This is a genomic window from Neorhizobium sp. 2083, from assembly GCF_031455615.1.
Classification (GTDB): Bacteria; Pseudomonadota; Alphaproteobacteria; order Rhizobiales; family Rhizobiaceae; genus Neorhizobium.
Genome location: NZ_JAVDTC010000004.1, coordinates 399,030 through 409,126 on the forward strand (window position 1 = coordinate 399,030; position 10,097 = coordinate 409,126).

25 protein-coding genes are annotated in these 10,097 nt (G+C 60.5%); 11 read left to right on the forward strand and 14 right to left on the reverse strand.

Annotated features, from left to right (window positions below):
• Positions 1-2: 2 nt before the first annotated feature.
• Genes J2X76_RS18005 through J2X76_RS18065 form a run of 13 tightly spaced genes read right to left on the reverse strand, consistent with a single transcriptional unit; the run spans position 3 to position 4,997 of the window.
• Positions 3-209 (reverse strand): hypothetical protein, encoded by a 207-nt coding sequence (locus J2X76_RS18005; protein ID WP_310218620.1) that lies wholly within the window; start codon positions 207-209, stop codon positions 3-5.
• Positions 206-415, reverse strand: a complete 210-nt coding sequence (locus J2X76_RS18010; RefSeq protein WP_310218621.1) for a hypothetical protein — start codon at positions 413-415, stop codon at positions 206-208. The genes J2X76_RS18005 and J2X76_RS18010 overlap by 4 nt, the downstream gene beginning before the upstream one ends.
• On the reverse strand, positions 412-1,071 hold the full coding sequence (locus J2X76_RS18015) for a hypothetical protein (RefSeq protein ID WP_310218622.1): 660 nt from the start codon (positions 1,069-1,071) through the stop codon (positions 412-414). The genes J2X76_RS18010 and J2X76_RS18015 overlap by 4 nt, the downstream gene beginning before the upstream one ends.
• Entirely contained in the window at positions 1,064-1,339 is a 276-nt protein-coding gene (locus J2X76_RS18020) for a hypothetical protein (protein ID WP_310218623.1), read from the reverse strand. Before J2X76_RS18020 ends, J2X76_RS18015 begins: the two co-directional genes overlap by 8 nt.
• A gap of 1 nt (position 1,340) precedes the next feature.
• Complete coding sequence (locus J2X76_RS18025; RefSeq protein ID WP_310218625.1) at positions 1,341-2,105, reverse strand: recombination protein NinB; 765 nt, start codon at positions 2,103-2,105, stop codon at positions 1,341-1,343.
• Positions 2,102-2,713: a YqaJ viral recombinase family protein gene (locus tag J2X76_RS18030; protein WP_310218627.1), complete on the reverse strand. Its 612-nt coding sequence runs from the start codon at positions 2,711-2,713 to the stop codon at positions 2,102-2,104. Before J2X76_RS18030 ends, J2X76_RS18025 begins: the two co-directional genes overlap by 4 nt.
• Complete coding sequence (locus J2X76_RS18035; protein WP_310218629.1) at positions 2,710-3,588, reverse strand: ERF family protein; 879 nt, start codon at positions 3,586-3,588, stop codon at positions 2,710-2,712. Before J2X76_RS18035 ends, J2X76_RS18030 begins: the two co-directional genes overlap by 4 nt.
• Complete coding sequence (locus J2X76_RS18040) at positions 3,588-3,764, reverse strand: hypothetical protein (RefSeq protein WP_310218631.1); 177 nt, start codon at positions 3,762-3,764, stop codon at positions 3,588-3,590. Before J2X76_RS18040 ends, J2X76_RS18035 begins: the two co-directional genes overlap by 1 nt.
• A complete protein-coding gene (locus J2X76_RS18045) occupies positions 3,757-3,969 on the reverse strand; it encodes a hypothetical protein (protein WP_310218633.1) in 213 nt (70 codons plus the stop codon). Before J2X76_RS18045 ends, J2X76_RS18040 begins: the two co-directional genes overlap by 8 nt.
• Complete coding sequence (locus tag J2X76_RS18050) at positions 3,962-4,237, reverse strand: hypothetical protein (RefSeq protein WP_310218635.1); 276 nt, start codon at positions 4,235-4,237, stop codon at positions 3,962-3,964. Before J2X76_RS18050 ends, J2X76_RS18045 begins: the two co-directional genes overlap by 8 nt.
• 3 nt (positions 4,238-4,240) lie before the next feature.
• Positions 4,241-4,561, reverse strand: coding sequence for a hypothetical protein (locus J2X76_RS18055; RefSeq protein ID WP_310218637.1), 321 nt, complete (start codon positions 4,559-4,561; stop codon positions 4,241-4,243).
• Positions 4,558-4,809: a hypothetical protein gene (locus J2X76_RS18060; RefSeq protein WP_310218639.1), complete on the reverse strand. Its 252-nt coding sequence runs from the start codon at positions 4,807-4,809 to the stop codon at positions 4,558-4,560. Before J2X76_RS18060 ends, J2X76_RS18055 begins: the two co-directional genes overlap by 4 nt.
• A 5-nt stretch (positions 4,810-4,814) precedes the next feature.
• Positions 4,815-4,997, reverse strand: coding sequence for a hypothetical protein (locus J2X76_RS18065; RefSeq protein WP_310218640.1), 183 nt, complete (start codon positions 4,995-4,997; stop codon positions 4,815-4,817).
• A gap of 179 nt (positions 4,998-5,176) precedes the next feature.
• Between J2X76_RS18065 and J2X76_RS18070 the strand changes: the two genes are divergently transcribed.
• Positions 5,177-5,614, forward strand: coding sequence for a helix-turn-helix domain-containing protein (locus tag J2X76_RS18070; RefSeq protein ID WP_310218642.1), 438 nt, complete (start codon positions 5,177-5,179; stop codon positions 5,612-5,614).
• 221 nt (positions 5,615-5,835) lie between these two features.
• Here the strand turns inward: J2X76_RS18070 and J2X76_RS18075 are convergent, their stop codons facing one another.
• The gene (locus J2X76_RS18075) at positions 5,836-6,543 is read right to left on the reverse strand and encodes a S24 family peptidase (RefSeq protein WP_310218644.1); all 708 of its coding nucleotides are present in this window, start codon (positions 6,541-6,543) and stop codon (positions 5,836-5,838) included.
• Between the two features lie 39 nt (positions 6,544-6,582).
• On the opposite strand from J2X76_RS18075, the gene J2X76_RS18080 reads away from it, so the two are divergent.
• The 10 genes from J2X76_RS18080 to J2X76_RS18125 all read left to right on the forward strand — a co-directional run bounded on the left by J2X76_RS18080 (position 6,583) and on the right by J2X76_RS18125 (position 10,021).
• Complete coding sequence (locus J2X76_RS18080) at positions 6,583-6,834, forward strand: hypothetical protein (protein WP_310218646.1); 252 nt, start codon at positions 6,583-6,585, stop codon at positions 6,832-6,834.
• On the forward strand, positions 6,831-7,139 hold the full coding sequence (locus tag J2X76_RS18085) for a hypothetical protein (protein WP_310218647.1): 309 nt from the start codon (positions 6,831-6,833) through the stop codon (positions 7,137-7,139). Before J2X76_RS18080 ends, J2X76_RS18085 begins: the two co-directional genes overlap by 4 nt.
• Positions 7,136-7,450, forward strand: a complete 315-nt coding sequence (locus J2X76_RS18090) for a hypothetical protein (RefSeq protein WP_310218648.1) — start codon at positions 7,136-7,138, stop codon at positions 7,448-7,450. Before J2X76_RS18085 ends, J2X76_RS18090 begins: the two co-directional genes overlap by 4 nt.
• On the forward strand, positions 7,447-7,947 hold the full coding sequence (locus tag J2X76_RS18095) for a hypothetical protein (protein ID WP_310218650.1): 501 nt from the start codon (positions 7,447-7,449) through the stop codon (positions 7,945-7,947). Before J2X76_RS18090 ends, J2X76_RS18095 begins: the two co-directional genes overlap by 4 nt.
• A complete protein-coding gene (locus J2X76_RS18100) occupies positions 7,944-8,156 on the forward strand; it encodes a hypothetical protein (RefSeq protein WP_310218651.1) in 213 nt (70 codons plus the stop codon). The genes J2X76_RS18095 and J2X76_RS18100 overlap by 4 nt, the downstream gene beginning before the upstream one ends.
• Complete coding sequence (locus J2X76_RS18105) at positions 8,153-8,470, forward strand: hypothetical protein (protein WP_310218652.1); 318 nt, start codon at positions 8,153-8,155, stop codon at positions 8,468-8,470. The genes J2X76_RS18100 and J2X76_RS18105 overlap by 4 nt, the downstream gene beginning before the upstream one ends.
• Entirely contained in the window at positions 8,467-8,739 is a 273-nt protein-coding gene (locus J2X76_RS18110; RefSeq protein WP_310218654.1) for a hypothetical protein, read from the forward strand. The genes J2X76_RS18105 and J2X76_RS18110 overlap by 4 nt, the downstream gene beginning before the upstream one ends.
• Positions 8,736-8,885, forward strand: coding sequence for a hypothetical protein (locus tag J2X76_RS18115; protein WP_310218656.1), 150 nt, complete (start codon positions 8,736-8,738; stop codon positions 8,883-8,885). The genes J2X76_RS18110 and J2X76_RS18115 overlap by 4 nt, the downstream gene beginning before the upstream one ends.
• Positions 8,886-9,104: 219 nt before the next feature.
• A complete protein-coding gene (locus tag J2X76_RS18120; RefSeq protein WP_310218657.1) occupies positions 9,105-9,452 on the forward strand; it encodes a hypothetical protein in 348 nt (115 codons plus the stop codon).
• Positions 9,452-10,021, forward strand: a complete 570-nt coding sequence (locus tag J2X76_RS18125; protein WP_310218658.1) for a hypothetical protein — start codon at positions 9,452-9,454, stop codon at positions 10,019-10,021. Before J2X76_RS18120 ends, J2X76_RS18125 begins: the two co-directional genes overlap by 1 nt.
• Positions 10,022-10,097: the final 76 nt, after the last annotated feature.

A 10,097-nucleotide genomic window follows, 5' to 3' on the forward strand; every position in this document is an offset into this window, starting at 1 on the left:
ACCTACTCCATCATCTGGCGCTTGCATGGGCCGTCGCACCAGAAGCGGATATGGTTGTTGCGGCCGGCGAGGCGGGCGTGAAGCATGCCATCGCACTTCGGGCATTTGACCCGGGCGGCGGTGACGCCCTTCTCGATCATCCGGGCCTTCATCTTCATGCCGTCGGTGATGGTCGACAGGATCGATGCTTTGTCGAAGGATTCGCTCATCTGGCCCACCGCTCTTCCTGCCGCTGCCAGGCAAGCTCACGGTCCGCGTAGTCAGTACCGGCCTTGGTGAGCACCATAAGCGGCTTCTGGCTATATGCGGCGTATCCGTGGTTGATGAGGTAGAACTCGGCGTCCCGGTCCGTCGTGGCGATCGGATTGCCGGAGGCGTGGGAGCGCATGATCAGGGTGTGGGCGAGGGCCTTCATGCCGCAGCCCTCCCGATCTGGTCGATGTTGCCGCGCTCGACGGTGAAGGTGTAGGCGACAACCCACGGATTGGCGTCCCATGAGCCTTCGCCGTTGATCTCGTCCCAAAGGCGGTGATACCAAGCGATTGGCGATAGGTAGGTGCCTGGCGCTACCTTGACCATCGGGCCGGTCATGGTCATCTCGCGCGTGATATCAGCGCCTTCTGCGATAGCATCCGAACCGCTGATATCCTGCAGCCACTCCACCCGCACGTCGGTGACGGTGAGCGTCAGGCGGGAGGCCCAACGGGGCATGTGGATGGATGGGCGCCAGCGGCCCGGCTTCGACCGATCCCAGCCGGCGGCGTAGACCGCTGCGTCGTGATCATCGTCGGGCCGCAATATCTGCTGGACGCCCTCGCTCATCCGGTATGCCGTGCGTGGCACGATGGCGTGGTTTTCCTTCACCCAGAGGCGATCGCCCTTCGCGATCCGCTGCATGAAGGCGACATCCCTTGGAAGTCCCTGAACGAAGTCTCTCCGACTTTCCCACACCAGAAGACCGGCCGAGTTGATGGTTGGCTGCGGCTTGAGGATCCGCCGCGTCTGCGTCTTAGTGCCAGCGAGCAGGGCTATCACCATTGGGGCGCTGAATAAGATCGGGCGGTCAGCCATGGGCCACCTCCGCCTTCTGCGCCTCAGCGCGGTACTGCAACAGCGCGAGATTGCTCAACAGCCCCTTGTCGACGAACATTCGGCAACGAGCATTGCCGGCACCATCGCGCGGGATAAGCATGTGCAGGATGCTGCCTTCGTCGTTGCAGTCGCGATAGCTGTAGAGGAGATGAGCATCCCAGACCGGGCAGCCTTCCTGGTGAAGGCAGCGGTCGCAGAATTTCTCCTCGTACATCATGCCTTCGGTGCCATTGGAGAAGTAGGCCATTTTATGCCTCCAGGTCGCGCGGGTTGATACCGGCGATGTTCGCGACGATTCCGCGCTTGCCGGCCTTGTCGTGTCCGAGCGCCGGAACCTTCTCCAACTGCTCGTAAATCTTGCGGGCCTTCTCCCGAGCATCCTCGGAAAAAGGCTTGCCGCTCGGCACGCACATCTTCTGCGTCTCAAGGATATGAAGGTTCTCCTTGCCGGCGTGGGTGGCCGACCAAAGCATCTTCGTCACAGTCTTGAGCCAATCGAGATCAGCATCGGAAATGGTGGAGGAGGTGAGCGGCGGATCGCCCACCTCCTCGGCCGACGACGGGATGGGGGAGGCGTCGTCGGCTTCATCCGGCGGGGGGACATCGCCGGAATCGGGTTGATCGGGCTCCTTCGGATCTTTGAACACGACGCCATGTTCTGCGCCGAAGGCATAGATGAGTTCGATCAGATTACTCATCTCCTCGACCGTCAGCGTGGACGTGTGCATGCCGAGCGGGACATAGGTCCCCTTGTCGATGCCGGGCACGACGCGGGCGTGGCGGAGTGACGCGGTGAACATGTCCTTCCAGTCCTCGGCGTCGAGCTTCTGGCCGTACCATTCAACCTGCTCGGCAACCTCACTGAGCATCGCCCACATTTTTGCAGACTGCTCCGTCGATCGGCTTTTCTTGCGGAAGGTGACGACCGTGCCGGCTTCGACATTGCGCGCCCATCGTGCGATCTGATCGCGTTCTACTGGTCCCTGTATGGTGACGGTCTGGCGCGTGGTCATGCCGCCTCCTTCTGACCATAGCGGCGGATACGATCCACAAGCTCCGCCAGCTCGTCGTTGAACCTGTCAATCTCGTCAGCCATGGTCTTGATGTAATCCTCGTCGCGGTAGACGCGGACGGTCAGGATTGGCAGGCGAGGCCAATAGGAGACGAAATCCCACCATTCGCGCTCCGAGAGCCATAGGTTGCCCTGTACCTGGGCCCTATGCTCCGGGGGGAGACGATCCCGCTCGAGGCGATCGATTTGGATATGCGGCAGCGCGGTCTTGATCTCCAAGCCGCCGTTGGCGCCGACGAGGCTATCGGGGCTGGCGCCCTTGTTGCCGTTGCGGATGAAGCCGACGCGACGGATCTCTGCCATCTCTACGAAGGCGTAGGTCTGCCTCGCCTCGTCCTCCATGACGTTTCCACGCTCGGTGTGGACATTGGAGAACGATTCCGCCGGTTCGCCCGTGATGATTTCGCCGGCAAGCTTCCGCATGTATTCGCTGCGGGTTTTTCCTTCGCCCTTTGCCATGACCGTGGCGAACTTGCTGGCGGTCGGGATACCCATGCGGGCATGGAACCATTCTTCCTCGCCCTGTTCGAAATCGAAGACCTCCATCATGACGCGGCCCTCTGCTGCATCTTGGCCTTCTTCTGGTTCAGCAGCCGGACGGCATCATCGAAATCTACCGCCAGCATGTCGGGTAGCGCATCGATCTTGCCCATGCGGCAGAATTGTTCGATATCGGAATCCGTCTCATCCAAGAGGCCTCGGATGATTTGCACTTGGTCTTCCGAAACGGTTTCCGGTTGGCGCGGCGGGTTGTTCCCATCACGATCGTCACCGGTGCTGATATTGAACAGCATGCAGAGCAGGTAACGCCGACCATATGTGGCGGTGCTGCCGAACGCTTGCGTTCCGGTCTTGTTCACCCTTCCCTGAGCGCCAGCCACATCGACGGGGATTTCCCCGACGCCGTTGCGATGATGCCCACCTTCATGGGAAATCTCCCAGAGTATCCGAAGCTCCCCGTTCGCGTTGTATCCGTCCGGCTGGAATGAGACAGCGAACCCGTGCCGATGGATGATGGGCATCGCCTGCTCTTCGATTGCGGCGAGGTCAGCATAGGTAGATTTGGTGTGATCATTCTTCTTGGTCTTGATGACGACGGGCAACTCAGCCTGGCATCGGGACATAGCCGCGAAATACATCTTCTTCGCCTGACGATCCTCGTCATCGCGGGCGCGGTCTTCCATACGTTCCTTCATCGCCAGCATTTTCTCGAGGCGATCAATCGGGATGTTCGGGTCCATGGCAATCCGCTCGATCATGGCGACCATGGGAGCGTCTTCCGCGCGGACGATCTTCGCTTCTTCGTGCTTTACCACTTCGTTCATTTTCTTTGCCTCCATGGCTGCTTTTGCTTTGGCGAGGACGCCGGTCGCGGCGGTCCCGATAGAGATTTCCGGTCCGGCCGGATCGATGACGGTTCCCATCAGACCCGCTCTGCGGTTTCGAATTGCCGCGCCTGGTCGCGCAGCTCGGAGATGGTGATGCCGATCGCAAGAACGACGATGAAGACTGCGAAAACGGCGAGGAAGTCTTTGGTCTTCGGCGTGAAGACGAGGACATGATCCGCTGAGGCTTTGGGGAAGTGGCCGAGGTCACGCATTGAGCTTCTCCCGGTCTTTCGGGTGCATGTAGCTCTGGACGTAAAAGCGATTGGCCGTGAGGTCTCTTGCAACGCCGAGGAAAGGACGCTTTTCGCCGGCTCGTGCGATCTCCTGGGCGAACCGTTCGATGCGCCTCGCCAGATTGAACATCTGGAGATCGATTTCATTGGCCTCGCGCTGTGCCCTGGTGCGGTGCTCAGCCATCGGTGCTCTCCTGCTTGGAGAGGGCGGCGCGGGCGTCCATCTGCTCACGAGTTTCGAACATTGGATGCCCAGCGTTCGGAAAATCCTTCGCCCAATGACGCTGACCGACCGCATCGTAGATCTGCCGTTTGCAGTCGTCGCAGTACCAAGCGTAGGAGCCGTGGTTGTACCAGCGAGCCGGAGCGCACTGGCAGCGTCCGCGGTTGCAGGAGCCGTTTTCCTTGCCCTTATCGGCCTTGTCTGGACCGCTGTAAGCACCGTAGGCCATGTCTCACGCTCCTTCGCTATCGGTGGAAGGGGTGGGTTCGATCTCCCGGCGGATGATGTCACGGGCGATCTCGATGTCGTTCCGGCAGCAACTGATCGACTGCTCGACAATGGCGGGCAGGTTGATCAGCGAGTACGACTGGAGAAGCTGCACCGCGTTGCGCGCGCCATTGCATTCGTCCCCGATGTAAGGGCGGATCGAGATAGCGGCTTCCACCGCATCAACCTTGCCCGTGATCTGCTTCCCGTAGAGCGTGAGCCATTCGAGGGCGCTGGTCCGGAGTTCGATCGTTTCGAGAGCTTTTTTGATCTTGTTCGTGTTCACAGCGAAGCTCCCTTCACCATCTCGACCCGTCCGCCGGCCAGGACATTGGCCTCGATCAGGTCGGGCTTGTGGTTCGGATACATCCGCGCCAGCAGGGTTTCGAACCGGTTGTGGGCGACGATCTCCTGCCGGGCGCGCTTCACCACGAATTCCTCATGGGTGAACTGGCCGGCGATGTAGGCGTGACGGGTCCGCATCGCGAGCTTGTGCGCGGCGTCGGACGAGAGCATTGCGAATGATCTGTGCATGGCGGTCACTCCGCTGCCATCAGGTATTGTTGGGACGGGCGGGGGAGGTCGAAGCCGGGCCGGCGGTACTCAACAACATCGGCGTCAAGCTCGTTCGCCAGTTCGACGGCCTCGGCTTCATCCGTGAAGTCGTCGGCGAGCGTGCGGCCCTGAAGGTCTTCGATGCGGTAGCGTGTAACGAATGCCATGCTCGGATCCCCATCCTTGAAACTTCGCGGGACGCTGAACTTGCCCGCTGGCGCCTTCGGTTTCGCTGCTTCCTTGCGGGGCTCATTCCGTCGGCTGATGAGGTGAATGTACTCGGGAAAAATCCCCAATGCAAGGGAATAATCCCGAATGTTTATTGCGAAGCCGGGAAATGTCCCGTATGTCATTGGGGATGAAGCCGGAAAATTTTCAGACAGGTTTGTCGGGGAAGCGTCGCGAAGTCGCTGAAATCAAGGCGATTCGGTACCCAGATCGCTGGTTCGGGACGTCCGAAGGGCGGCACCAACAATTCAAGGATTGGCGCTACGTCGCGATGCAGGTCCTGCAGAAGAACGACGTCCGCGCCTTCAGGGTGCTCGCCATCCTTGAAGACGTTTTCGAGTGGGAAACCTTCGACATTCGGTTGACAGATGGCCAGCTCTCACAGGCGGCCGGTCACTGCTCCAGCAAAACGGTCTCGCGCGAACTCGCTGATCTGCGGCGCGTGGGCTTGATCCTGGTGGATTACGGGTGGACGCAGAAGGGTGGGAAGAACGTAAAGGGTCGCCGGGTGCGCCTGGCGTTTCCTGCCGACATCGGCGGCATCCACATCCGATGATTTTCGGATAGCCCCCTCAAAAGCAAAAAAAACGATTTGCTGCAGACCTAACCGCACGCGAAGGCGATCGCGAAGCGGTCGCTTTGGGTCAAGGGGCGAAGCTCCTTGCGGGGTAAGGGGTGGAACCCCTGAATACTACGCTGCGCGCGCACGCGTAAGGACGGACCACGTATGTCCATATGAACGGGAAAATCATACGGACCACGTATGTCCATATGAATTCAGATGATCGTGCGCTTGTAACTGCCGGTCACAATGCCCTTCACGACGATCTCGGTTCCCCCGTCGCCCTCGATCTTGATGGGCTTGTGCTTTTGGTTGGAGCTGCGGGGAACAAGCATCTGCTCGCCATCGATCGTCTCGACAGCCTTCAGCGTGACTTCGACGAGGGAGCCATTGTGCCGCTCCACATGGAGGATCAGCCCATCCTTCATCGAGATGCCGCTGTCCCAGAAGTCCACGCATGTCACGTAGCAGCCTTCGGGATATTCGAGATCCATCGAATCGCCGATCACCTCGAGCGCGTATTGTTTCGCATGCGGGAACCGCGGATCGCGAGCAACCGGGATGATTTCACGCTCGTACGTATCTTCGATGATGCTCCGGTCTACCCAATTGCCGGCCTGAATCTTACCCATAACGTCTAGACCACCGACGGACTGCACGCGCTTCAACGGAAGTTCGTCATCCGATGTTCCATAGAACCAGTCCGGAGTCGTTTCCAAGGCGGCCGCGAGCTTGGCCAGGTTGCCGGCGTTCGGGCTTCTCGTCTTCCCGCGAAGGATGTCCCGAACAAAGCTGTCGCCAAGGCCAGACTTTTTCGCGGTCTGGTAGGCGTTCAAGCCGAGCATATCCATGCGGATCTTCAGGCGTTTTTGCAGGGAAGTTTCCATGCCCAAATATCGCATTTCGGGAAATATCACGTCCATCGGGAAGTATCCCTTGACAATTCGGGAAATGTCCCGAATATGACGGACATGACCCAGCGAGCCGAAATCACCGAATTCGATATCCGCCAGAGCCTGATCGCTCGTGCGACAGCATATGCGAACAAGGCCAAGACCAGCTTCTCCGCGATGGGCATCGCTGCCGTCGGGGACAGCAAGTTCCTGAGCCGGGTGCAGAACCCGGGGATCGGCTTCAACATCAAGACATACCAGAAGATGGTCGAATGGCTTGATGATGCTGAGCGCAAACTCCAACAGGAGAACGCGGTATGAGCATTTTCAAGACCCATCCCGAACTCACGCTCGATGACGGCAACGTCGAAGGGCTTTACCGCATCCAGACGGTGAGCGGTCGCGTCATCTTCGCCGGCCACTTCGATGACCGGCAGGACGCCGAGCGTTTCGTTTCGTGCTGGAACGCCTGCCGGAAGATCGCCTTCCCGGCGGCCCACATCGAAGCATCTGAGGAATACGGCAAGCGCACCGAACAGCTGCGCAAAGACGCATGGGCGACCGCTGTGTCGCTGCAGACGGAGGTCGATCAACTGCGGGCCTCCATGCCGGAGAACGCAGAATGACCGCCGCCACTGTACTCTCCGACGCGCTGGCCCTGATCAGCGCTCCAAGCAAGTGGGCCAAGGAAGCCGTAGCGCTCGACGACCGCGGCAACGAGGTCAAGCCCGTCAGCGATCGAGCCAAGCGCTTCGACATGATCGGCGCGATCCAGCGTGTTCCGTCGTCTCCGGACGACTACGGCGCGGCGATCCGCATCCTGCGGGCGCAGTGCGGCAAGCAATCCATTTTCGAATTCAACGACGGCCACGGTCACAAGGCGGTGCTCACGCTGATGCGCCGCGCGATCCGGGCGGCCGAGGGAGCTTCGGCATGACCCCCTCCATCCCCAAAGCCGAGATGCCGGCGGATATCGACCAGATCGCAAGCGACATCGTGCTCGCAGATTATTCCAAAGCGCCGGAGCCCGACTACGCACTCTATCTCGCCATCGCCCAGGCCATCCTTGCCGAGCGCCAGCGCGACCGGCCCGAACGGCTGGGCGTGATCGGCTGGAACCACGACATAGCCTGCGCCCCGCGCGGCAAGGAAGTCACCGTGACCCGCACCGTGAAGGGCGAGCCGGTCGAATACAAGGAACATCACATCGCGCCTGTCTGGCTGGCGACCGCCGACGGCAACGTCCACCGGTCCTACTGGATACCGGCGACGAAGAGCAGCGCGGGCCGCTGGTCGGGGTTCAACCCCACCAGCCCGGAGCCGATTGCCTGGCAGCATTTCGTCGTCCCGGAGCATCCCGGCAACTCGGTCATCGTTCATCGGCATACCGAGATCAACCTTCCGATTATCGAAGACGTGGGGAGCGGCGCATGACCACCGACCGCGAACCCGTAGGCCGCGACTGGCTGGCCGATCTCCGCAACAAGTTCGCGGACGAGTTTCCGGCGCCTGCATTCTCATCCTCCATCATCACCGAAGACGGTACCGCCATCATCGTCGATCCCGACGTCGGCGCGGTATCCGCTCCCAACCGCGTAGCCGCCGAAGCGGAAATCCGCCGGCGGAAGGGAAGGGCATCATGATCTGCAATTTCCATGTTGGTCAGAAGGTCGTTTTGGTTGAGAGCTTCGGTCCGCGCGCGCTAAGGCGAGGTGCGGATGAAGGTGTCGTCCTTCCCGTCAAAGGACAGATCTATACCGTCCGTGAATTCGATCCTGACGTCAGCAACGGAGTCGTCTGCATCAGGCTGAACGAGATCGTAAACGGGCCTGATCCTGAAGACGGGATGGAGGCTTCCTTCGTGGCCTCAATGTTCCGTCCGGTCGTCGAGCGCAAGACCGACATTTCGGTCTTTACCGCGCTGCTGACCAGCCAGCCCGAACAGGTGCCGGCATGATCACCTGCCCATGCTGCAATCACTCGTTCGAGCCGCAGGTGCCGACGTCAGCCATGACCGCGAAGCAACGCGATCTGCTGGCCTTCATCCAATCCTACACGGCCGAGAACCAGGGCGTTGCGCCCACGATCCGCGAAATGCGCGATTGGTCGGGGCTGTCCTCCATGAGCGGGATCTACCGCCTCGTCTCGGCTCTTGAAGAGCGCGGTTTCATCCGCCGCCTTGAAAACCGGGCTCGTTCCATCGTCGTCGTAGGAGCCTCAGCATGATCGCGGCTTTCGTCACGCTCTTCGTCATCTTCTGCCTTCTCTGCATCTTCACGGCGGTCGTTTTCATCATCGCCGGGGCTCACGTCGAGGACGCGGCCGAGCACTTCGATTTCAACTTTTCGGAATGGGGGAACCCCTTCCTGTGAATTTCGGGAGCGTGGCGCGCCTTCCGGGAAGTTGGTCCGCGCCGCTCTCTCCATTGTCAGTCTCCGTCTTCGGGCGGGGTCCTTTCTACCCTCCAAGCCTGCAGCGCTTCCCTGACACCCGGAAGCTAACCCAAGGCGGCAAGGAGCGCATACTCGGTGTCAAAGAATTTGGTTCAAGCGGCAACCACTAAAAAACAGGAAGAACAGGGACATAGAGCCATGAGTACGGCAATCGCGGCAGAGTACGTGAGGAAGATGGTGGAGCGGGAGACGGCCGGCAACGGCGACGTCGAGAACGCGATCCGCCGCCTCGCACGCCGGCACAATCTTTCCTTCTGGCAAATCATGCACCTGCGGGCGGGCAGGGCGAAGTCCATCACGATCGACGCATTCACGGCGATCCGGCGGGCATATGTCGACTACTGCGAAGCCGAGGTCCGGGCTTTGCAGCAGGAAATCGAACAGGACCGGAAACGCTACGAGGAAAACCATGATCTTCGGGATCTGGAAAACGAGGTTCAAGCGCTGGCTGAAAAGGTTCGGCTGGCAAGAGAAAGGATCGGGTGATGGCAGCGACGGCCGGCAGTAACACCAAGCTCACAGACGCGGAACGGCAGAAGCTGTTCGCCTACCACTTCCGCAAGGAACTGGCGGCGGAGACAAAGCGACGAGAAGCAGCTGCCGAGAAGACGGCGAACCGTAAGGTCGCCAAGGCTGCCGATCCGTCTTTCTCCGGCCAGAAGTTCGATCATTACCTCAAGGCCCACTTCGGAGAGGACGACCAGAAGCCGGTCGATCGTCTCAAGTCTGACCGCGAAAACCTCGAGTGGCTCGGTCTGATCCCGTCGACCAGCGGCGGTGATCTCCTCGCCCAGATCGACCGCGTCGACCGCGAGCAGCTTATCCAGGCCAAGGGCTACAAGGCCGGCTTGCTCAACCTTGATCGGGTGTCCGGATACGACGCCGGAAGCGCCGACGACAAGCTCTGGCTGGAGTCCTACGACGCCGGCAAGTCCGAATACGAGACCGAGATCCCCGACATCATGGCTCGCATCGAAGCCGCATCCTCAAAGGAGGAGCCGCCGGCCGCTGATGGCGAGGACCCCTTCGTCGGCGCTGGCGATACCGAACATTGATCTCCCTGCAGGCGGCCATCCTCCTCATGGCCGCCCACCTCCGCCGCGCGAATGCGGCATCTTCTCTCCCGGTGAA